This is a genomic window from Sphingomonas sp. (genome assembly GCF_041661825.1).
Classification (GTDB): Bacteria; Pseudomonadota; Alphaproteobacteria; order Sphingomonadales; family Sphingomonadaceae; genus Sphingomonas.
This window is the reverse complement of sequence record NZ_JBAZTU010000003.1, coordinates 310,763-331,879: the sequence shown is the minus strand read 5'-3', so window position 1 is coordinate 331,879 and position 21,117 is coordinate 310,763. Positions and strand designations below refer to the sequence as shown.

Sequence of the window (21,117 nt, the reverse complement as noted above, 5' to 3'; positions counted from 1 at the left end):
TCTCTTGATTGCCCCTTGCCGGCGCGGGAGCAATGAAGAACCGCATCCGAAAATGGCCCTATCTCGAGCGGTCAGGAGTGCCCTACAGCCGGTGCAGGCGCAGCGGCTTGCTGTCTTGTCGTGTGATCAGGCCCTTCGCCTCAAGATCGAGCTGCACGCCTTTCAGCCACCAGCCGGCCTTGTCTCCGCCGGGAAACAGCGTCTCCGGCAACAACGGCAGCAGCCGCGCCTTCGCCTCAGCCACCGTCAGGCCCGGCGCGGTTACCGGCAACACTGCCAGGATCGCGTCGCGCATCGCCTGATATTTGTCCGCATCCACCCGGATCGGCCGGTCGGGGCTGTTGGGATTCTCCATCAGAACCTTGGCCGCCAAGCTCACGCCCGAATCCCTTCGACGGCAGGCACGCGGAAGCCCATCGCAGCCCAGGCAGTCAACAGCCTCCACATGAACTTGCCCGAATGCGTCGCATAATTGGGCAGATCGTCGGGCAGCATCACACCCTCGCGTCGGTCGCGCGTCATTACCCGCATCTCCAGCGCCGGCAGGTCTCCCGAAAGCCGGTTGCGATACAGGCTCAGCCAATGGCCCTTGCTGAATTCTAGGAACATCGCCGAGTTGCAGCATGTCGCCACCACCCGCCGGGTCGGCGCGGCGGGCGAAAGGCGATGATCCTCCAGCCGCTCGCCACCCCTGGTGCAGCGGACACGGTCCTTCCGGTGCAGGACGAAGCTGGTGCCGCCATCGGCGTCGAGCACCGGCGGAGCCTCGACCAGCCGCTCGATCCCCGCGCCCGCCGCCTGACAGCTCGCACAATAGCAGGCGGCAGTCACGATCGGCTTGCCCGTGGCTTCGAATTCGACCGCGCCGCACCGGCACGACAATGTCAGGGATTCCGGCAGTTGCGCGCTCATGCGACTCTCCATTGCGACCTTGCACAGAACTGGACTGTCCAGTACCAAGAGTCAATCGAGACCGATGACTGGAGACAATGGCGCGCATGGCAGACCTGACGGAGATCGACCCGATCAGCCGCACTGATCGCAAACGCGCGGCGATTCTCGATGCCGCCACCGAGATATTCCTGCACCAGGGTTATCTCGGCACCAGCATGGACGAGGTCGCCGCGCAGGCGGCGGTGTCGAAGCAGACGGTCTACAAACAGTTTGCGAGCAAGGAGGCGCTGTTCGTCGCGATCGTCACCAGCATGACCGGTGCGGCCGGCGATGTCGTGCAGCGCGAGATTGCCGATATGGGCGAGCTGGACGATCCCGAGAAACAGCTGCTGGCCTATGCCGAACGGCAACTTCTCGTGGTCCTGACCCCACGGCTGATGCAGCTTCGTCGCCTCGTCATCGGCGAAGCGGGCCGCTTCCCCGAGCTTGGACGGGCATTGCAGGAGGGCGGCCCAGGACGCGCCGTGGCGGGCCTCTCATCAGCCCTTGCCCGCTGGACCGACCGCGGTCTGTTGTCGATCGAAGATCCTCAAGCAGCCGCCTCTCACCTCAACTGGCTGCTGATGGGCGAGCCGGTGAACCGAGCCATGTTCCTCGGCGATGCGGCGATCCCAGGGCCGGCGGCCCTCCGTCGCCATGCGGCTGAGGGTATCCGCGTCTTCTTCGCCGCCTACGGGAACCGCGCCCGGCAAACACCTTGATCGAACCGTGGCGTCAGGCCGCGGTCGAATCGTACACGCCCTGCCCCGTCCGGCCGCCGCGCGCTATTTGCGACAGCATCAGCATCCGCCGCTGCGGCAGGTTCAGCTTGTCCAGGATCATATGGACATGGTTCTTCACGGTTGCCGGACTGATGTTGAGCGCGCAGGCGATCTCCTTGTTGGACATCCCCTCCTCCACCAGTGCGGCGATCTCGCGCTCGCGGCGAGTCAGGTGCGCGTCGCCTTCGGGCCGTCCGCGCGCCGCGAGCTGCGCGACACGCTGCAGAAGCCGCGTCGTGAGCTGCGGCGGGCATACCGGGATTCCGCTCAACGCGCGTTTGGCCGCCAGGTTCAGGTCAGTGATCGTCCCGTCATGATCGACAAAGGCAGTCACGCCCGCTTCGGCCCCGGCCAGGCCCTCATCCTCGCTGGTCATGCCGAAACCGATCACCAGTACTGGCGGCGACAGCGCCCGCGCGGCCCGTGCCGCCTCGCGAGATGGTGCGCGCGAAATATCGACGAAGACGATCTCCACCTTGCTCGCGGCGAGCGCGCCGGAAAGCTCCTCGGCTGAAATGGCACCCACCACCTCGATGTCGCCGATCCTCGTCAATCCCGCTGCAATGCCCTCGCGATAGATCAGGACGTCGCTCACCACGAGCGCTGCCGGTCGCTTTCCGCTGCCTGCGTCGCGATGGCGTTCCATCCGTGACTCCTTCTGATTGCGCCGCTCCGGCCGGCTTTCCATGATGCCGCTCGGCCGGTGCGGTCTGGACCAATACTCGCTGGGAAGGAAAACCCTGTCCCCCAACATCGTGATTAACGCTGAATTGTCCACGCAGCGCAGGGCCTACCGAACCAAGAACAGGTCCTGGCTGTCACAAAAGAGCAAAGGAGACCCCAAGCAACTAGGCTAAGCTGATCATAGTCCCGATCCGGGCATTCGAAAACTGGATTTAAGATCAATACGGTGTTTTCGACGATTCTCTGTCGCGTGCCGGTCGACTCTCCGTCGACCAATTGTATGGATACGACATAATAGACCAAATGGTCCGGACCGTCGGTTCGGACGCTGGCCCGGCCACCGGCCCCTGTCTCCCTCCCGGGCCGTGATCCCGGTCCGGTGACCCGGGCCTTCCTCCACACCCTTGGGCTCATGCGCGTCACGCCGACATCGGCCTAGCTTGTGTTCCTGACCTCGAAGGGGTGCGCAATGACGATCCGCGTATTGCTCGGCGCTACCACGGCGATGGTCAGGTCAGCGCTGCATGGCGCACTCGCCGGATGTGAGGATATCGAACTGATCCAGCCAGCCTCTCCCGATACCGTTATCGAGGATGTCGACGTGGTCGTTCTGCATCAGGCGGCGATGCGTGACTTTCCGGTTGCGCTGCGGGCGATCGTCGAGGCGCCGCATATCGGCGTGGTCGCGATCGGCGAGGACGGACAGGCGGGCAGCCTCTACCGGGTCGATCGCCAGGGTTGGCGCTTTGCCGCCGGCGGCGAGCATGGGCTCGCCGATGCGATTCGCGCCGTGGCGCGCGCCGGCTGATGGCACAACATCAGGCCATCGCCGCGGTTGCGGCCGCGATCCGCGGCCTGATCCGCGAACGCTATCCGCGCGATGCCTTCAACACGCTCACCGTCGAGATGTACCAGGCCAAGGAGATCGAGAAGGGCCTGACCGGCGACGGCTTTGCGATCCTGCCCTGGCGCGTGACGATCAACACGCAACGCCGCGGCCGCGGACCGCGGGTCGATATCTTCGGGCGTCGCTTCAGACCCTCGCTGCCGATCGACCTCAGCTTCCTCATCATCCCGGTCGCTTCCTCGGCGGAGAAGCAGTTGCGCATGCTTGGATGGGTGATGCGCGCGCTGGAGGATGCCGGGCCGATCACCGCCGCGCAGCTCAACGACTATCTCACTGAGGACAATATCTTCACCGTCGAGGAGGATGTCGACCTGGTCTGCGATCCGCTCGCCCTCGCCGACCAGTTGAACATGTGGGATCGCATCCGCAAGCACCCGCTATTCGTCAATTATCTCGTCCGCATGGTACTGATCGACAGCAATCAGGCACTCGACGACAATGGCGAGGTGCTTGAGCGCGGCTTCGGCGTGGGCATGGCCGAGGAGGCGATATGACGCTCGTCCTCGTCTCGCCCGATCGCTTCGTGCGGCATGTGCCACTGGGTTTCGCCTTCCGCGACGCGTCGGACCTGGGGCTTGTCGGCGACGGGCTCGAGGTGCGCATCGCCGATGCCGAGCGCCCGTTTCGCCGGGCGACGCTCGGGCCGACGCCCAGCGGCACCTGGATGACCCCGCGCCTCCCCGGGCTGGGTTTCGAGCTTGCCGACACCCCTGCCGACTGGCCCGCCAAGGCGCGCACCTTCAAGATATCGGTCGACGATCCCTTCCGCCGCTTCCTGCCGATCCGGTTCGAGGCGAAACTGCCGGTGCGTGGCCGGTTCGTCTGGCCGGGCTGGGCCGGACTGGACCAGGCGAAGATCGCACCGTTGCTGCCCGCCGGCGCGCCCGCAGCCTATAAGCCCGACTATCTCCCGCTTTTCCCGACAATCGCGCGGGCTGCGTCGGGGCCCCGTTCCACGGTCCGCGCCCAGCTTGCCGAACGCCAGGCCGATGGGTCCGACAAACCCTGCGCCTGGGCCGCGATGACCGCCACTGTCGATGGCAAGATCATCGCGCTGGGCATCGCCGGCGCGAACGGCTCGATCGCCGCGGTCGGCAGCTATCCGGCGCTTCCCGCCCAGACCCCTGCCGAGGCAGCCAAAGGCCGGGACGAGGTCACCTGGACCGCCGAGATCGCCGTCCATTGGGATGATCTCTCGGAAGACCTGCCTGGCCTCGACGCGATCCTGGGCCAGCTTTCCAGCCCGCCCCGCATCGCCCTCAAGCAACTGGGGAAGGACGATCCCCTGCCCGGCCAGCCGCTCACACTCGGCCGCCCGCTCACGCTCGTCTCGCTGAAGTCGGCGAATGTTCGCCTCTCAACGCTCTACCTCAAGCCGAATTGATCGAGGAGACTGCCCATGCCTGAATATCTCGCCCCCGGCGTCTTCGTGGAGGAAGTCTCCTACCGGGCCAAGTCGATCGAAGGTGTCAGCACCACCACCACCGGGTTCGTCGGCGCGACGCGCTTCGGCCCGATCGACATCGAGCCCGACGTCATCACCTCGCTTGTCGAGTTCGAGCGGATCTATGGCGGACGCCAGCAGCTCGAGTTCGTCGGCACCACGCTCGACAATTATATGTGGAACGCGGTTCGCGCCTTTTTCGAGGAAGGCGGCAAACGGCTCTATGTCTCCCGCGCTTTCCAGGGGGATATCGACACCGCCTGCGCGAAGGTCGCCGGCAAGCTGGTTCCCCCGGCCAATATCGCCATCCGCGCCCGCTTTCCGGGCAAGGCGGGTGAGGCCCGCGTGAGGCTGCAATTCTGGGTGAGCCAGAACCGACTCGTGCTTGAGCCGATCGGCGGCGGCAAGCACAAGGCGATCCTGCGCTCGTCCTTCGACCGCGACACCGTCTATGTCGGCAACGATGCCAAGAAGGGCATCTATTTCATCTCCTACGACATCCAGAAGGACCTGTGGAACTTCGAGAACAAGGACGGCACGAGCAAGTTCGAGTTGCAGGATCTCGCCGAAACCAACGCGACCATCCGCACCATCACCGCAAGCGTCTATGTCGAGCCGAGCGAGCCCGGCCTCCCCTTCTTCGCCGTGGCCAATCTGGCGCTCGATCGCGGGCACAAGACCGCCGGCGCCCCTGACTCGATCTTCGATTATTTCGCGGCGGAACCGGCCAATCTTTCGGCCTCCCGTTCGATCCCGATCGTCGTCGCCGCACTGACGCTTGACCAGGCCCAGGAAGAGAAGACGGCGGCCGATCTGGTCAAGACCAACGCCGACAAGGCCGACAAGGACGCGAAGAAGGCGCTCGACGCCGCCAACAAGGCGGTCACCGACGCGGAGAACGAAAAAGGCATTGCCGACGCCAAGCTCGTCGCCGCGCTCGACAAGCAGGCCAATCCCGATCCCGGTGACGACCCGAACGTTCTCGCAGCGGCGGTTGCCGCCGCCGAGCTCGAGGTCACCGCTGCTCAGGCCAAGATCGATCTGGCTCTCCCGCTGGTACAGCCTGCGGCCGATGCGAAGGCGGCGACCGCCGCCGCGCTTGTCGAGGCCACCGAACGCGCCAAGGCCGCGGCCGACATCTTCGCGACCGCGGGCGACGACAATCCGCCACGCAACGGCGCCAAGATCGCCTCCGACTATCTTTCGGCCAACAAGGCGGACAATCGTTTCGTCATTGCCGATCTCGAAGGCACCGGCAGCGACGCGGCCAAGGCGCGCAGCGAAGGCAAGGCGCCCTTCCTCGATGCGGTGTTCTTCCTGGCCGGCGGCAAGGACGGACAGGTGCCTGGTCTGGATGCCTATGCCGGCGAAGAGGATCAGACGACCAATCGCAAGTCAGGTCTGAAGGCCTTCGAGGATATCGAGGATATCTCGATCGTCGCTGCGCCCGGGTCGACCTATGCGCTGGCCGCCAAGACCGACGCACAGGCAATCGCCAACGCGTTGATCGGCCATGCCGAGCGCATGCAATATCGGATCGCCGTGCTCGACAGCATCAAGGGCCAGTCGATCGCGGATGTGCGGGCCTATCGCGCCATGTTCGATAGCAGCCACGCGGCCTTCTACTATCCCTGGATCCGGACGATCGATCCGAACACGGGCCAGGAGAATTACTTCCCGCCGTCGGGCTTCGTGGCCGGCATCTATGCCCGCAACGACATCGAGCGCGCAGTCTACAAGGCGCCGGCCAACGAGGTCGTCACCCTGGCCCTCGGCTTCGAGAAGATGATCAACAAGGCACAGCAGGAAGTGCTCAATCCCGAGGGGATCAACTGTTTCCGCTTCTTCGAGGGGCGCGGCATGCGGCTCTGGGGCGCACGCACCATGAGCTCCGATCCTGAATGGAAATATGTCAACCTTCGCAGATACTTCGCCTATCTCGAACGTTCGATAGACAAGGGCACGCAATGGGCGGTGTTCGAGCCCAATGGCGAGCGGCTCTGGGCGAATGTGCGGCGCACGATCGAGGATTTCCTCCTCAACGAATGGCAGTCCGGCGCGCTGCTCGGCGACAAGCCCGAACGGTCCTATTTCGTGAAGTGCGACCGCTCCACCATGACCCAGAACGATCTGGATAACGGCCGGCTGATCTGCCTGGTCGGGGTCGCGCCGCTGCGTCCCGCCGAATTCGTCATCTTCCGCATCGGCCAGTGGACGGCCGACCGCAAGTCATAAGGGGACCTTGTCATGGCAGTGCTGAGAGCAAAACGGCCATACGTCCAGTTCAACTTTCTGGTCGATCTGGGCGACGGCAATCCTGAAAGTCCCGAGGCGGGTTTTCAGGAAATCAGCGGCATCGGGATGGAAGTGACCGTCTCCGAATACCGCCCCGGTAACAGCATGGAAAATTCGGTGATGAAGATCACCGGGATGAACAAGTCGACCGACGTCACCCTGAAACGGGGCGTGATCGGCTCGCTCAACCTCTACAAATGGCTCGATCAGATCCGCAATGGCGACCAGGACGCGCTGCGCACCGTCACCATCACGCTGAAGAACGAGGATCATACCCAGGACGTCCAGGTCTGGAAGCTGCTGCGTGCCCGCATCATCAAGCACACCAGCGGGCCGCTGAACGCCAAGGGCACCGATGTGGCGATGGAGGAACTGGTCCTCGCCTATGAGCGGCTGGAGATGGAATAATCCATGTTCGCCGGCGACGCCCTTCCCGGCATCCGCGTCGACATCGTCCCGGCTCCTGTTGCCGAGGCGCTGCCGCGCATGGACGTCGCCGTGTTCGCGGGGTTCGCTGAACGCGGCCCCTGTCACGTGGCGATCGCCGTATCGAGCGTTGCCGCCTATGAAGCCGTGTTCGGTGGCGATTGCCCGCTTGCCTATGATCAGGAAAGCGGTCGCAGGCTGACCGGCAATCTGGCGCCAACGGTCCGCGCTTTCTTCTCCAATGGCGGCACGCGCGCCTGGGCGATCCGCCTCGCCGAGACTACCGAACTGGCCGATACCCGCGCCGCGGAGCTGGGCGTGCCGGATCCGGGGTCGACCCCGGCATCCGCGGGCAGCTTCCTGATGCCCGGTCTGCTCTGCCGGCTCCCCGCCATCGACGACAATGCCAGCATCATCCTGCCGGCCGGACTCGGTGCCGCAAGCCTCGGATCCTGGTCCGATGCGATGCACCTCGCGGCGCGTGTATCGCGCCGTCCTGTCGGCATTACCGGGCAAAGCAAGCTGCGCTACGGCCTGCGCTTCGCCGATCCGGGCGTGCTGACGCCGGGCGATCTGATCGAACTGACCGGCGGCAGCGGCATGGTCAAACGCTACGCCAAGGTGGTGCGCCTGGCGGATGGCGATGTCTTCGCCCTCTGGGTCGCTTCCTTCGCCCGTATCGTCGAGGCCGAAGAGGGCCCGGTCGTGGTCAAGCAGGGTCATGCCTCGATCGCCGGCGAGACGGGAATTTTCCCTGCAAGCCTTACCGAAGGCACGGTTTGCACGCTCACGTTCACTGACAAGAATGTGCCGCTCGTCCGCGGCCGCTGGGTACGCTTCCAGCACCAGGGTGAGGCAGACTGGCTGCGCATCGACGCACTCCGGGTCGACGCCGTCCAGGATAACAAGGCATTCGGCCCTGCATGGCAGCAGGTGGCATCGCGCATGCCCGGCGGTCCGTTAGCGGCGTCGAAGGTCACGATCGACATCGCCGAGCATCGGCCCGGCGCCGATCGAGTCCATACCGGGCTCGGACCAGCCCCGGAAAGCGTCGGAGCGATCCACGGCTTAATCGCTGCGGATATCTACCATCAGGATCGTGCGAACCGCACTGCGGCAATCCGCCCGGGCTTCGCCATCACCGCTGAGGAAACCAATCTCATCGCCCTTGGCTATGGTCAGTCGGGTTTCACCGAGATCGCCGCACGGTTCGGCACGCCCGGCTTTACCGCGGCTGATCGCCTGGCGCTCCGGGCCGCCTGGTTGCCGGTCGGGCTCGACGCCGATTTTGCCGAGCCGTGCGGGCCGGTGCCCAGCTCCGAAGACCCACTGGTGCGCGACGGGTTGTCGCGCTTCGACGAGCGGATCTTCCTCGACCCCCGCCTCGCCGACCTGCGCGGCCCTGGGCTGGTCGAACGAGTCCAGGCGATCCGCGATCTTGGCGAGCAGCGTTTGTTCGGCGTCCATGCCGCGTTCGACATCGACGGCGATCTGTTCCCCGAACCGAGCCTGCTCGCCGTTCCCGACGCCACTCAGCCGGGCTGGGAGCTCGACGCCACGGCGGACAGTTTCCCGCCGCCCGAGCCAGGCGCCCCAGTGCGCGCCAATTGGCGCAATCACTCAGGCGGGTGCCCGCCCAAGGCAACGCCGGAACTGACCGAGCCGGATTTCAGCGGCTTCCTCGATTGCTCGACTCGTCTGCTCGCCGCACCCGAATTCGATCCGCTGCCCGGTTCGATCGGCACCGACGATTTCGCGCTGTCCTGGTCTCCCGGCCCAGCCGGCGGCATCGCCGTGCTGGAAGAGGCCGCACAGCCCGACTTCTCCGACGCGGTCGAGCTGCTCCGCGAGAAGAACGTCTCCACTTACGCTGTCACCGGACGCGCCCAGGGCGCCCATTATTACCGTCTGCGCTTCGAGCTCGACGGAAACGTCTCGGCCTATGCCGCCGTTAAAATAGTGCTCCGCAAGGCACGTTTCGCGGTGACCCAGGTTGGTCCCAAATCGCCGCGCCTCGCCGCGCTCCATGCAGCGATCCTGCGCATCGCCGCCGCCAATGGCGATTTCTTTGCCGTCCTCTCGCTTCCGGCGCATTTCCGGACTGCGGATGCAACCGGCCACGTTCGCGCGCTCGCGACGCTCGCGCCGGGCGCGGGATCGCCGGGCCAGCTTGGTGCCGACGAGGCACGTCTCCTCTCGCACGGTGCGGTCTATCACCCCTGGCTGGTCGCCCGCACCGGCAGCGGCCTGTTGTCCGCACCGCCCGACGGCGCCGTTGCCGGCCTGATGGCGACGCGGGCGCGCAATCGGGGCGCCTGGATTGCACCCGCCAACGATCCGCTGATGGATGTGGTCGGCCTCGACCCGTCGCTTCCCGAGCCGGACCTGCTCTCGCTCGACCGCGTCCGGGTCAACATGATCCGCCAGCTGCCGGCGGGCTTCATGCTGCACGACGCCGATACACTCTCGCCGGAACGCGAATGGCGTCCGATCAATGTCCGCCGGCTGATGATGCTGCTCCGCCGCACCCTGCTCCGCCGTGGCATGACCTATGTGTTCGAACCCAACGGTCCTGTGCTGCGTCGCGCGGTCGAGCGCAGCCTCACCGAAATGCTCGACGACCTGCAACTGCGCGGCGCTTTTGCCGGGGCCAACTCGGAAAAGTCCTTCCGTGTCGCCGTGCAGCAGAGCGATGCCGACATCGACGCCGGCCGCCTGATCGTCGAGGTCGGCGTCGCCCCCTCGCAGCCGATCCGGTTCCTCACCCTCCGCCTCGTCCAGCAGGGCGCGCGGCTCTCGATCCTCGAGGAGGCGTGATGGTCGACGCCGTGCGCCCCTTCACCGCCTTCAACTTCGCGGTCGAGATCTATCCCGACGGCAAGAGCGATCCGCTCGTCAAGGCGAGCTTCGCCGAGTGCGATGGTCTGGAGATCACGCAGGAGTTCAAGACGATCCGCTCGGGCGGCGCCAATGATCACGCATACCGCGTGCCCGGGACGATCAGCTACGCCAACCTCACCCTGAAGCGCGGCCTCACCGACAATTTCGATCTCTGGAAATGGTTCGCTGACTCAATCGCCGATCCGTTCCTGCGCGCCAATGCGGAGGTCGTGATGTTCGCCGAGGACGGCAGCACCGAACGCGCCCGCTTCCAGCTCAGCCGCTGCATCCCCGCCAAGATCAAGGCGCCCGCGCTCAACGCGAAGGACGGCACCATCGCGATCGAGGAATTCGCGGTGGCCTATGAAAAGCTCCAGCTCGCCATGCCGGCCCCGGCGGGAGGTGCCAAATGAGCGAGCAGGTTCTCGTCATGGCGCAGATGATCGAGCTGAAACAGGACCTCTCGATCGAGAAGCCCGGCGGCAAGAAGGTCTTCGTCCAATTCAATCCGGAATCGATGAAGGTAACTTTCGCCAACCAGGTCGCCGAGCCGAAAGGCGGCGACCAGAAGGCGGGCACCGCCGGTCGTCAGTTCGTCGGCGCGGGCACGACCAAGCTGGCCCTGACGCTCTGGTTCGATGTGACCGCGATGGCCAAGAACCCGGTCGACGATGTCCGCCGCCTTACCACCGAGATCCTCTATTTCATGACGCCGCAGGAAGCGGAAAGCGACAAGAAGAAGCTCGCCCCGCCCGGCACGCGCTTCTCCTGGGGCTCGTTCATCTTCGACGGCATGGTCGAGGCGTTCGAGGAGAGCCTCGAATTCTTCTCGGCCGCCGGCAAGCCGCTCCGCGCGAGCGTCACCCTGACGCTCGCGCAGCAGAAGATCCTCGTCACTGACTATTCGAAGACAACCGGCCTGGTGCCGTCGCGCCCGGGCCAGCGGCCTTTCACGCCGGCGCCGCAGAATGCCAGCCTCCAGAACATGGCAGGCGCGGCGGGCAAGGGCGACGACTGGCAGGGCGTCGCCGCCGCCAACAATATCGAGGATCCGCTGCGCATGTCGCCCGGCGCGCTGATCGATCTCGACGCGAGCGTCAGTGTCGGCGGCAGCGTGGGCTTCGGCGGCGTCGCGAGCTTCGGTGTCGGAGCGGGTTTCGGCGCCGGCGTATCGATTGCGCCGCCAGGCGTCGAGGCGAGCGCTGCGGTCTCGCTGTCGTCCCCGAAACTGTCGATCAATTGAGGAGCGGAAAATGGCTGTCGTCATCGACGAATTCGAAGCGACCGGGGAACCGTCCAATGACGCCAAGGGCGATGCGGGCCCGCCGCAGGAGCCGCGTCCGCATGAAACCCGGCGGCGCGCCCGTGCTGTCGCCATCCGTTCCGCCCGTGTCTGGCCGCGTTGATCGATGAGCGCTGAAGTCGCCCGTTTGCCGATGCGCCCCGCGCGGCCCTCGATCTTCATCGAGGACAAGCGCAATGCGCAGCTCGAGGCCGGCCTGCTCCGCTATGAGCTGAGCGACAGCATCGAAGGCATGGCGCGCGCCGAGATTTCGTTCGGCAACTGGGGTGGCGAGGACAAGCCGGGCTTCCAGTATTTCGATCGCAAGGTTCTGGATTTCGGCAAGAAACTGAAGGTCGGTGTCGGTGATTCCGATGTGCTGTTCGAAGGCCGCATCACCGGCATTGCCGCCGATTTCCCGGAAGGGGAAGCCGCGCGGATCACGGTGTTCGCCGAGGATCGGCTGCAGGATCTGCGCATGACCCGGCGCACGCGTTGCTTCGCGCAATCCTCGCTCGGCGATGTGGTCCGCAAGATCGCGCGGGAACATGGCCTCGATGCCCAGGTCGATACCCAGGCACCCGCGGTACCGCTGCTCGCCCAGCTCAATCAGACCGACCTCGCTTTCCTGTTCGATATCGCGCGGCGCTTCGATGCCGATATCTTCATCCAGGGCACCGCGCTCCACGCCGCTCCCGCACGCACGCAGGAAGGCGTGAAGCTCGCCTGGGCGGGCACGCTGCGCTCCTTCACCGTGCTCGCCGACCTCGCCCATCAGCGTAGCGGTGTCGTTGCCTCCGGCTGGGACGTGAGCGAGAAGAAGGGCGTCAGCCACAAGGGCGCCAAATCGGCGATCGAGTCCGAGCTCAACGGCGACACCGCGGGGGGCGACATCCTGGTCAAGGCGCTCGGCGAACGAGTCGACACGCTCGCGCACGGCGTCCCGCGCTCGGCCGACGAGGCGAAGCAGCTTGCCGAAGCCAGCTATCGCCACATGGCCCGCGGCTTCGTCACCGGCGAAGGCGCTTGCGAGACCGACCCGAAGCTCCGCGCCGGCGTGAAGCTCGACCTCACCGGCCTCGGCCCGCTGTTCGACGGCAGCTACCGGGCGATCTCGGTCACGCATCTCTACGATCCTGAGCATGGCGCGCGCACCGAATTCCGCTGCAACCGTCCGGGGATCAAGCCGCTGTGAACGTGCTGACTCTCCTCGAAGGCGATCGCCGCCAGGCCCAGTTCGATGAGCGCATGCCATTCGGGCTGGGAGGCATCTGGTACGGCGTCGCGCCCGCAACGGTGATCGACATTTCCGATCCCGACGGCACCGGGCGGGTGCAGGTCACCCTGCCCTGGTGTCCCGATTCAGGCGGCGGCCGTTACGAGGCATGGGCACGCATGGCGACGCTCTTCGCCGGCAAGGATCGCGGCAGCTGGTTCATGCCCGATGTCGGCGATGAAGTGCTCGTCGCGTTCGAGCATGGCGATCCCTCGCGTCCCTATGTCCTGGGCGGCCTGTGGAACGGCACCGACTCCCCGCCGGAGAGCGCGAGCAGCCAGAACAACCACAAGGTGATCAAGTCGCGCAACGGCGTCACCCTCACCTTCGACGACAGCAACGGCCAGGAGAAGCTGATCCTCGAAACCCCGGGTGGGCAAAAGCTGACGCTCAAGGACGGGCCTGGCGCAGTCGATATCGAGGACTCCAACGGCAATTCGATCAAGCTCGAAACCGCGGGCATTACCGTCACCGCGGCGGCCAAGGTCACCGTCAACGCCTCGCAGGTCGCGATCTCGGCCGGCATGGTCCAGGTCGATGCCGGCATGTCCAAATTCTCGGGCGTGGTCCAGGCCGATACGATCATCACCAACAGCATCGTCTCGGCCAGCTACACGCCGGGCGCGGGGAATATCTGGTGACCGCGCTCGCGCATCCGCTCACCTGGGCCGCGCCGCGGCCGATGTGGCGCGGCGCCGCCTCGCCCGGCCGCGCCCCGACCATCCTGCGCTTCGCCAATGACGAGTTCATGGAGCAGTTGCTCGGCCTGCTCGAGACCGATCCCGGCGCGTTGACCGAGCATGTCGCCCGGCACGAGACCTGGCGCTCGCCCCAGTTCGACCACCGTACCGAGGATCTGGTCGAGCGCGTGCCGCTTCCGGCACCGCTCAAGCTCGCGCGCCTCAAGACCCGCCTCGGCCGTGCGCCGAAGCCGGTCGCCGCCGTGCCAGCCAATACGCCGCGCCTGAAGCTCTATCAGCCCGCCCACCAGCGTTTCTATGTCGCGACCGCCACGCTTGCTTGTGCGATCCCCGGCCTGCCGGACCGCAAGCTCGCCGGCAGCCACGAACAGGTCGGCTTCGTGCTGCGTCGCCTGATGCCCGCGACCAAGGATGCCCCGCCGGGCAGCCCGCTTTACGAATATGGCTTCGTCAAGGATGCGAGCGGCGCCCGCTGGCAGCGCGTCGCCGAGGGCGACGAAGGCGTCCTCGTCCCCGGCGAGGAGCGCCTCCCCGCCTTCCCGCTCGCGCATCACGACGGCCATGGCCTGAAGCGGACGATGTGGGGCGGCCTGATCCCGGTCGGCCGGCGTGAGCAGTATCTCAGCGCAACCATCACCCGCACCGCGCGCCGCCTGGTCGAAGGTCAGGCCGAGGCGCTCACCGGCGCCGCGCCCATCCCGCCACGCAACTCCAAGCTGGCGCGCACCACTGAGTTCAAGATCGATTTCGCCGAACCATGGAAGGCGCTGATCCAGGCGGCGATGAAGGCGGCGACCGATATCAACCTCGACAACGGCGACAAGGCAACGCCGGGCAACAAGCAGCTCAGCATCCGCAAGCGCAACTGGGGCTATCAGTCGCAGAGCTGGCTGCTCCTGCTCGACCTGATGGCGTTTCTCGACCGCCATCTCCCCACCGTCGCCCAAGCGGTTCGCCAGTCCTCGGCCGGTACCCTCTCCGGCGACAAGCTCGCGCTCTTCACTTGGCTCTCCGGCCAGATATCGACCAGCGACCGCGACAAGCTCAACAACGGCTTCAAGCCCGACAATGGCGACAATACAGGACGCCCCGAGCATGTCCGCAGCCTCGCCGAGGCGCTGCGTCACGTCGCCAAGCCCGGCGTCGCCGCATTGCTCGAAGGCGTCGAGACCCAGTATCGCGACCACAAGGACGACCGCGCCAAATGGCCGGCCTTCCACTATCTCCTCGCCGGCATCGCGACCAGCGACGGCGCAGGCAACGGCATCGTCTCGGCGGGAGCCTTCCGAAGCCTGCCGCCGGCCAATCCGGGCGCCGCCCCCGATGCGGAAATCGACGCGCTCACCATCTCGCTCGACGCGCCACCGATGCCTGGCCTGTTCGACATCAACCAGGTCGACAAGCTCACCGTGCTGGTCGCCCGCGCCCTCGACACCAGCGACGAGGCGACCGCCCGCGCCCTGCCCTTCGCGCAACAGCTTGCCCAGACCATGGCCGACAGCATCGGCGATACCGGCCAGTTCCGCCTGCGCTTCGTCCATCTCAATGCCGATTGCGGCCCGGTCCATCCGCCGACGCTGTCGCAACCGAGCGTGCCGTTCGAGCTCGCCAGCTTCTTCGACCCCGACGCCCCGGCACGCCCGGTGCGGATCAGCCTGCCGATGGACACCAGCCCCGCGGGCTTGCGCAAGCACGCGCGCGGCACAGCCTTCGTCCTGTCCGACATGCTCTGCGGCCAGGTCCAGCGCGCCAAGGGCATGGGCTTCATCGATCTCGTCCTGCAGGTCCTGCCCTGGCCGCTCCACAAGGAGATCGACACCGGCGACGGCGGCGGCTGCAAGAACGGCAACAACATCGATATCGGCATGATCTGCTCGCTCTCGATCCCGATCGTCACGCTCTGCGCGCTGATCCTGCTGATCATCATCGTCAGCCTGCTCGACTTCATCTTCCGCTGGATGCCGTTCCTCGCCTTCTGTTTCCCGGTGCCCAAGTTCAAGGGAAAGGGGAGCGGCGGATGAGCAGCCCCTTCGGCAAAGGCCTGGCCTTCCCACCGCGCGTCGACGCCTCAGGTCGGATGCTCTGGTCGCAGGGCGAGCGTAACATCCAGGAATCGATCGCGGTCATCCTGCGGACCGACCTGAACGAGCGCGTCCAGCTGCCAGCCTTCGGCACCAGCCTGAACGCCTTCCTGTTCGAGCCGAACAATGCGGCCACGCATGCCCGCGTCGCTCACGCCATCGATGCCGCGCTGAAGAAATGGGAGCCGCGCATCACCGTCGAGGCAGTCGATGTCGCCGCCGACGCGAAGGCGACCGAAACCGCGGTTGCCACCATCACCTATCGCCTCGTCGCGACCGGCGCTGCCCAGCGTGTCGCGATCGATGTCCCGCTGGCCACGAGCTGAGGAGGATCGGATGCCGCTCCCCGTCCCCCCCACCGACAACCGGCGCTATCAGGCGCTGGTCGATGAGCTGATCGCGCGCATTCCGTCACACACGCCGGAATGGACCAACTTCACCCAGTCGGACCCCGGCGTCACGCTGATCCAGCTCTTCGCGCACGTCACCGAGAGCCTGCTCTACCGCACCAACCAGATCCCCGAACGCAACCGCGCCAAGTTCCTCCAGCTGCTCGGCGTGCCGCTCGCCCCGGCGCGGGAAGCGCGCGGCCTGGCCGCCTTCGTCAACGAACGCGCGCCGGCCGAAACGCTGATGGTCCCGCGCGGCAGCGAGCTGTTCGCCGGCACCATCCCCTTCCGCACCGCGACCTCGCTCGACGTGCTGCCGGTCGAGGCCAGATATTATGTTCGCCGGCCGATCACGCCGACCCAGGAGCAGAAGGATTATTATGCCCTGCTCTACGCCTCCTACGACAAGCCAGTCCCCCAGACCCTGACGCTCTACGAGACCGTCGAGGTGGTGAACGGCGAAGGCGTCGATCTCGCCCAGACGGTCGATCACAGCCTGTGGGTCGCGCTGCTCGGCCGCAAGGACGACCAGAAGATCACGCCGGCCGATCCCGGCGGCTGGGACGATCTCCGCGGCAAGCTCGCCGGCCGCACGCTTTCGCTTGGCCTCATGCCCGATCAGGGCGCCGAGCAGATCGTCGCCCGCCCCGGTACCCCGCCGCCAGCCGCTGACGGCCTGCTCCGCTTCGAGGTGCCGAGCCCCGGCCCCGTGGCGCTCGACGGGACAGGCCGTCCCTCTCCAACCTATGTGCGCCTCACCGCACGCGCCGATTTCGATCCGTTGACTCAGCCCGGCATCGTCGAGCTCGCCCTTCCCGGTATCCCCGCAGGTATCGACTATTGGGACAATCTCGATCCGCTCGAGGCCGGTGTCGGCGATCTGCCCCCGGCGGTCGACGCGCCCGATGTTTCCACCCGACTGGTCACCTGGTTGCGTGTCCGCTCGGGCAGCAGCACTGACGTCAAGCTCCGCTGGATCGGCGTCAATGCAGCGCAGATCCGCCAGCAATTACTGATCAGCGCGGAACAGCTCGCCCCCGGCGACGGTTCGCCCGACCAGGCGCGCCGGCTTCGCCAGTCGCCCGTTCTCGCCGGATCGGTGACGGTGACGAGTATCGAGAACAATAGCCGGCACGACTGGAAGGAGATCGACGATCTCCGCGCCGCCGGGCCCGAACTGCCGATCGCCGGCGCGCCCGACATGGGCGATCCGGTCGAAGTGTTTTCCTGCGACGCCGAGGCCGGCCTGATCCGCTTTGGCGACGGCCTCACCGGCCGCCGGCCGCGTCCCGATGAAGCGCTCTACGCCAGCTACGCCTGCACTGAAGGCGCCGAGGGCAATGTCGCTGCCTCCATGCTCAAGGCCGGTCCGATGCTGCCCGCCGGCGTCAGCGCGACCAATCCGGTCCCGACCTGGGGCGGGGCTGAAGCGGAAAGCGTCGCTGCGGCCGAAAAACAGATCCCGCGTTTCATCACCCACCGCGACCGCCTGGTCACCGCCGACGATTTCCGCGCGATCGCCTGGCGCACCCCCGGCGTGGCGATCGGCCGGGTCGAGGTCCTGCCGGCCGCTCATCCCGACATCGCGCCGCTGACGATCGGTTCGGCGCCCGGCGCGGTGACCGTAATGGCGATCCCGACGCGCGATCCCAACCACCCGGAGGCGCCACGAGCCGACCGGCCGTTCCTCAATGCCCTGTGCACCTATCTCGACCCACGCCGGCTGGTCACGACCGAGCTGGTGCTGCGTGGCCCTGACTATGTCGGCATCTGGATCTCGATCGGGATCGAGGTCGCTGGCGGCTATGCCGTGGCTGAGGTGGTTGAGGCAGTGAAGGCCCGGATCAAGGCCTATCTAAGCCCGCTGCCCGCACCGACCACGCCGATGCCGCAGCTGCCGATGCTCTATGGCCCGGATATCGACCCGTCACTGCGGGGCTGGCCGCTCGCCCGCCCGGTCCACTCCCGCGCGCTCCTCGCCGAGGTCGCCCGTGCCGCCGGGGTGGTCGAAGTCGCCGATGTGCTCCTCGCCCAGGGTAGCAAGCCGGGCACGGATTCGGTCGATCTGTCCGGTCTCCAGCTGCCCGAGATCCTCGGCATCTCCGTGGTCGCCGGCCCGCCGCTTCCCCTCGACGTGCTGCGCGGCGCCACTGCGACGCCGTCGATCGGTGTCAGCCGCCTGCCGGTTCCGATCCTGGCGGAGACCTGCTGATGAACGTCAACGGCTCCCGCTTCAATATGCTGCTCGGCAAGGAGAATTGGGGCGCGTGCACCAGCGCCGCGTCCGATGCCGTGCTGCTGAAGGATCAATGGGAGAAGCTCGTAGCGAGCCCGGCCTTCCCCGCCTTCGACACGGCGAGCGGCCAGCTCACGTTGCTGCCGATGGTCGAACCGATCGCCGACACGCCTGGCGAGCAGCGCTTCACCGCCGCCGACCACCGCGATGCTGCCGCTGATCGCAACGGCAATCTCTATGTCATCGCCGACGATCGCCGCGGCCTGATGGTGCGCTCGGCGGGAGACGGCCGCGTCACGCCCTTCTGGCCGTCGACCCCGCGCCCCCGCCGCATCTCCCGCGCCTTCACTGACGCAACCCCGGACGCCCCGGCGGACGAGGTCTTTGCCGGCCTGGCAGTCACCACCGGCGATTTCCTGGTCGTCGGCACGATTGGCGCGGAGGCAGGCGGCCTGCTTCGCTTCGATCTGGTCGGCGGCGGCGCGCCGGAGCGCATGACGCTACCATCGGGCATCTTCCCCGCCTCCCTCGCGCCGACCTGCGACCGCGGGTTGTGGCTGCTCGATGCCGCAAGCCCGCGCCTGTTCCAGCTCGATCCCGACCTTCGCCTCGCCTCGCAACCGGTCAAGGACGACGCGCCGGCCTTCGCGCCCGAAGATGCGGATCCGAAGGCCGATCATTTCCGCGCCGAACTCATCACCATCGACGTCAGCGCCGCGACTGCCCCGGTTGCGATCGCCACCCTGTGCGACGGCAGCGTCATCCTGCTCGATGCACCAGCGGCCGCCCCGGCCGCGCTGCACATCGTCGATCCCGGCAAGACCGCGCTACGCCTGCTGCGCACGCTCGATTTCCGCGCGACCTGCTTCACCGCGACCACGCTCGACAAGGCACCCTTCCTGCTCCTCGCCGATGCGGGCGGCAATCAGGCGCGCCGGGTTCGCCTGGTCGAACAAAATGGGCAATGGGAAGCGGAAGAATTGCCCGACACGCTCCCACTGCGCCGCTTCGGCGGCCGGGCGCTCGTCATGATCAAGGACAAGGTCTGCTACGACAGCGGCGCGATCGATCCGATCTGGGTTCCCGTCGTCGAGGTCGTGCATCGTCGGTTCGCGAAGAGCGTCAGCTTCCTCACGGCCATCTATGACGGTGCCGTGCCGCAATGCGTGTGGGACCGCGTCCGCCTCGATGCCTGCATCCCGCCAGGCGCGTCGGTCACCATCGAGGCCCGCGCTGCGGATGAGCCGTCGGCCCTCGCCACGCCCGCTACCGCCTGGGTCACCCAGCCCGCGCTGGTCCTGTCGCCGAGCGGCCCCGAACTGCCGGGCAAGCGCGCTATCGCCGCGATCGCCACGGATGCAGCGGCGGGCAAGGGCAGCTGGGACCTGCTGCTCCAGAACATCACCGGCCGCTACGCGCAACTGCGCATCACCCTGAGCGGCGACGAGCGGGTCACGCCCCGGCTGCGCGCGCTACGCCTCTGGTATCCGCGCTTCTCCTGGGTCCAGCGCTTCCTGCCCGGCGTCTATCGCGAGGAACCCGCCTCGGCATCGTTCCTCGAACGCTTCCTCGCCAATTTCGAAGGGATCGAGACCGGCATCGAGGATCGCATCGCCGGCGCCGAAGCGCTGCTCGACCCGCGCACCATTCCCGCCGAGATGCTCGAATGGCTGTCGAGCTGGTACGAGGTCGCGCTCGATCCGTCCTGGGACGAGCGCCGCCGCCGCCTGTTCATCGCCAACGCCGCACGCTTCTTCGGTTGGCGCGGTACGATCCGCGGCCTGCTCCTCGCGCTCAAGCTGGCGCTCGATACCAGGGTCGCCACGCAGGATTTCGACCTGGAGCGCCCCGCCTGCCCTTCGGCCAAGGCGATCCGCATCGTCGAAACCTATGTCAGCCGGACGCGCGGCCGCGTCTTCCCGCCTGCCGACCCGATCACCAGCCCCGGCATCCGCAGCCTCGACGGCGACTGGATGCCGGAGGAAGGCGCGGCAGGGCTGTGGGCGCGCTGGCCTGAGACACCTGCCCCGACCGGCCGCTTCCCACTCTTCCCGCCCGCGGGCAAGGAAGCGATCTGGATCACACTGGTCCAGGCGCAGTTCGGCTTCGTGCCGACCGTCGGCCGGGGCGAGCGGACTCGCTGGCGGGCATTCCAGGACGCGATCGGCATTGCGAGTCCCGCCGACGACCTGCCGGCCGCGGCAAGCGAGCCGTGGCTGCGCTATGTCGCGCTTCCTTCCCATGATCGCCGGAGCTGGCAGGACTTCCTTGCCGCCCGGTACCGTACGCTCGACCGACTCAATGCTGCGCACAATAGCGGCTGGGACGATGTCGCGTCGGTGCCGCTTCCCGACTATCTGCCCGGTACGGCTGCCGCCGCTCGCGACTGGCTCGCCTTCGAGGGCCAGCAGCTGCCGATCGGCAGCGCCGCCCACCGCTTCGCCGTGCTGCTGCCGCGCACCAGCGTCGATGCGGATCCGGCGAAGGAAGCGGCTGACCTCGCGCTCGCGCGGCGGATCGTCACGCTGGAAAAACCCGCGCACACCATCTTCGACGTCCGCTTCTACTGGGCGATGAATCGCGTCGGCGAAGCCCGCCTCGGGCTCGACAGCGCCATCGGCCAGGGCAGCCGCGCACCGGAGCTCGTGCCGGGCGCCGTGCTAGGCCGCGCCTATGTCGGCGCCTCGTTCGTCGGCGGACCCGACGCCCCGCGCCAGGGCAGGGAGCGGATCGCATGCTGACACAACACACCACCCAACAGGGGGAGCCTTTTCATGGGATGCTGTAGCCCATTCACGGCC

Annotated in this window: 19 protein-coding genes; 16 read left to right on the top strand and 3 right to left on the bottom strand. The window is 66.8% G+C overall.

Features of this window, described 5'->3' with window-relative positions:
- Positions 1-82 precede the first annotated feature (82 nt).
- A complete protein-coding gene (locus WC729_RS14450; protein ID WP_372853931.1) occupies positions 83-379 on the bottom strand; it encodes a hypothetical protein in 297 nt (98 codons plus the stop codon).
- Positions 376-912, bottom strand: a complete 537-nt coding sequence (locus tag WC729_RS14445) for a GFA family protein (protein ID WP_372853929.1) — start codon at positions 910-912, stop codon at positions 376-378. The genes WC729_RS14450 and WC729_RS14445 overlap by 4 nt, the downstream gene beginning before the upstream one ends.
- 86 nt (positions 913-998) lie before the next feature.
- Here WC729_RS14445 and WC729_RS14440 point away from each other — a divergent pair, with 86 nt between their 5' ends.
- A complete protein-coding gene (locus tag WC729_RS14440) occupies positions 999-1,655 on the top strand; it encodes a TetR/AcrR family transcriptional regulator (RefSeq protein WP_372853927.1) in 657 nt (218 codons plus the stop codon).
- 13 nt (positions 1,656-1,668) lie between these two features.
- Here the strand turns inward: WC729_RS14440 and WC729_RS14435 are convergent, their stop codons facing one another.
- Entirely contained in the window at positions 1,669-2,361 is a 693-nt protein-coding gene (locus WC729_RS14435; protein ID WP_372853925.1) for a LuxR C-terminal-related transcriptional regulator, read from the bottom strand.
- Positions 2,362-2,868: 507 nt separating this feature from the next.
- On the opposite strand from WC729_RS14435, the gene WC729_RS14430 reads away from it, so the two are divergent.
- The 15 genes from WC729_RS14430 to WC729_RS14360 are packed head-to-tail and all read left to right on the top strand — an operon-like array spanning position 2,869 to position 21,057.
- Positions 2,869-3,207: a hypothetical protein gene (locus tag WC729_RS14430; protein WP_372853923.1), complete on the top strand. Its 339-nt coding sequence runs from the start codon at positions 2,869-2,871 to the stop codon at positions 3,205-3,207.
- Positions 3,207-3,800, top strand: a complete 594-nt coding sequence (locus WC729_RS14425) for a DUF4255 domain-containing protein (protein ID WP_372853921.1) — start codon at positions 3,207-3,209, stop codon at positions 3,798-3,800. The genes WC729_RS14430 and WC729_RS14425 overlap by 1 nt, the downstream gene beginning before the upstream one ends.
- Positions 3,797-4,690 carry a hypothetical protein gene (locus WC729_RS14420; protein ID WP_372853919.1) on the top strand — a complete coding sequence of 298 codons (894 nt, stop codon included), beginning with the start codon at positions 3,797-3,799 and terminating at the stop codon, positions 4,688-4,690. The genes WC729_RS14425 and WC729_RS14420 overlap by 4 nt, the downstream gene beginning before the upstream one ends.
- A 15-nt stretch (positions 4,691-4,705) precedes the next feature.
- Positions 4,706-6,985 carry a phage tail sheath family protein gene (locus tag WC729_RS14415; RefSeq protein WP_372853917.1) on the top strand — a complete coding sequence of 760 codons (2,280 nt, stop codon included), beginning with the start codon at positions 4,706-4,708 and terminating at the stop codon, positions 6,983-6,985.
- Between the two features lie 12 nt (positions 6,986-6,997).
- A complete protein-coding gene (locus WC729_RS14410; protein ID WP_372853915.1) occupies positions 6,998-7,453 on the top strand; it encodes a phage tail protein in 456 nt (151 codons plus the stop codon).
- A gap of 3 nt (positions 7,454-7,456) precedes the next feature.
- Positions 7,457-10,288, top strand: a complete 2,832-nt coding sequence (locus WC729_RS14405) for a phage tail sheath C-terminal domain-containing protein (RefSeq protein WP_372853913.1) — start codon at positions 7,457-7,459, stop codon at positions 10,286-10,288.
- Entirely contained in the window at positions 10,288-10,764 is a 477-nt protein-coding gene (locus tag WC729_RS14400; RefSeq protein WP_372853911.1) for a phage tail protein, read from the top strand. The genes WC729_RS14405 and WC729_RS14400 overlap by 1 nt, the downstream gene beginning before the upstream one ends.
- Positions 10,761-11,594: a peptidoglycan-binding protein gene (locus WC729_RS14395; RefSeq protein ID WP_372853909.1), complete on the top strand. Its 834-nt coding sequence runs from the start codon at positions 10,761-10,763 to the stop codon at positions 11,592-11,594. The genes WC729_RS14400 and WC729_RS14395 overlap by 4 nt, the downstream gene beginning before the upstream one ends.
- A gap of 10 nt (positions 11,595-11,604) precedes the next feature.
- Positions 11,605-11,757, top strand: coding sequence for a hypothetical protein (locus tag WC729_RS14390; protein ID WP_372853907.1), 153 nt, complete (start codon positions 11,605-11,607; stop codon positions 11,755-11,757).
- Positions 11,758-11,760: 3 nt separating this feature from the next.
- Positions 11,761-12,828, top strand: a complete 1,068-nt coding sequence (locus tag WC729_RS14385) for a phage late control D family protein (RefSeq protein WP_372853905.1) — start codon at positions 11,761-11,763, stop codon at positions 12,826-12,828.
- Positions 12,829-12,830: 2 nt separating this feature from the next.
- Positions 12,831-13,550, top strand: coding sequence for a phage baseplate assembly protein V (locus WC729_RS14380; RefSeq protein ID WP_372853903.1), 720 nt, complete (start codon positions 12,831-12,833; stop codon positions 13,548-13,550).
- A complete protein-coding gene (locus WC729_RS14375) occupies positions 13,547-15,631 on the top strand; it encodes a hypothetical protein (protein WP_372853901.1) in 2,085 nt (694 codons plus the stop codon). Before WC729_RS14380 ends, WC729_RS14375 begins: the two co-directional genes overlap by 4 nt.
- A complete protein-coding gene (locus WC729_RS14370; RefSeq protein ID WP_372853899.1) occupies positions 15,628-16,017 on the top strand; it encodes a GPW/gp25 family protein in 390 nt (129 codons plus the stop codon). The genes WC729_RS14375 and WC729_RS14370 overlap by 4 nt, the downstream gene beginning before the upstream one ends.
- Positions 16,018-16,027: 10 nt before the next feature.
- The gene (locus tag WC729_RS14365) at positions 16,028-18,292 is read left to right on the top strand and encodes a baseplate J/gp47 family protein (RefSeq protein ID WP_372853897.1); all 2,265 of its coding nucleotides are present in this window, start codon (positions 16,028-16,030) and stop codon (positions 18,290-18,292) included.
- Positions 18,292-21,057, top strand: a complete 2,766-nt coding sequence (locus WC729_RS14360) for a phage tail protein (RefSeq protein ID WP_372853895.1) — start codon at positions 18,292-18,294, stop codon at positions 21,055-21,057. Before WC729_RS14365 ends, WC729_RS14360 begins: the two co-directional genes overlap by 1 nt.
- Positions 21,058-21,117 lie beyond the last annotated feature (60 nt).

Coding starts and splice junctions, on each gene's coding strand:
- WC729_RS14445 (WP_372853929.1), bottom strand. CDS start 912: ATGAGCGCGCAACTGCCGGAATCCCTGACATTGTCGTGCCGGTGCGGC.
- WC729_RS14440 (WP_372853927.1), top strand. CDS start 999: ATGGCAGACCTGACGGAGATCGACCCGATCAGCCGCACTGATCGCAAA.
- WC729_RS14435 (WP_372853925.1), bottom strand. CDS start 2,361: ATGGAACGCCATCGCGACGCAGGCAGCGGAAAGCGACCGGCAGCGCTC.
- WC729_RS14430 (WP_372853923.1), top strand. CDS start 2,869: ATGACGATCCGCGTATTGCTCGGCGCTACCACGGCGATGGTCAGGTCA.
- WC729_RS14425 (WP_372853921.1), top strand. CDS start 3,207: ATGGCACAACATCAGGCCATCGCCGCGGTTGCGGCCGCGATCCGCGGC.
- WC729_RS14420 (WP_372853919.1), top strand. CDS start 3,797: ATGACGCTCGTCCTCGTCTCGCCCGATCGCTTCGTGCGGCATGTGCCA.
- WC729_RS14415 (WP_372853917.1), top strand. CDS start 4,706: ATGCCTGAATATCTCGCCCCCGGCGTCTTCGTGGAGGAAGTCTCCTAC.
- WC729_RS14410 (WP_372853915.1), top strand. CDS start 6,998: ATGGCAGTGCTGAGAGCAAAACGGCCATACGTCCAGTTCAACTTTCTG.
- WC729_RS14405 (WP_372853913.1), top strand. CDS start 7,457: ATGTTCGCCGGCGACGCCCTTCCCGGCATCCGCGTCGACATCGTCCCG.
- WC729_RS14400 (WP_372853911.1), top strand. CDS start 10,288: ATGGTCGACGCCGTGCGCCCCTTCACCGCCTTCAACTTCGCGGTCGAG.
- WC729_RS14395 (WP_372853909.1), top strand. CDS start 10,761: ATGAGCGAGCAGGTTCTCGTCATGGCGCAGATGATCGAGCTGAAACAG.
- WC729_RS14390 (WP_372853907.1), top strand. CDS start 11,605: ATGGCTGTCGTCATCGACGAATTCGAAGCGACCGGGGAACCGTCCAAT.
- WC729_RS14385 (WP_372853905.1), top strand. CDS start 11,761: ATGAGCGCTGAAGTCGCCCGTTTGCCGATGCGCCCCGCGCGGCCCTCG.
- WC729_RS14370 (WP_372853899.1), top strand. CDS start 15,628: ATGAGCAGCCCCTTCGGCAAAGGCCTGGCCTTCCCACCGCGCGTCGAC.
- WC729_RS14365 (WP_372853897.1), top strand. CDS start 16,028: ATGCCGCTCCCCGTCCCCCCCACCGACAACCGGCGCTATCAGGCGCTG.
- WC729_RS14360 (WP_372853895.1), top strand. CDS start 18,292: ATGAACGTCAACGGCTCCCGCTTCAATATGCTGCTCGGCAAGGAGAAT.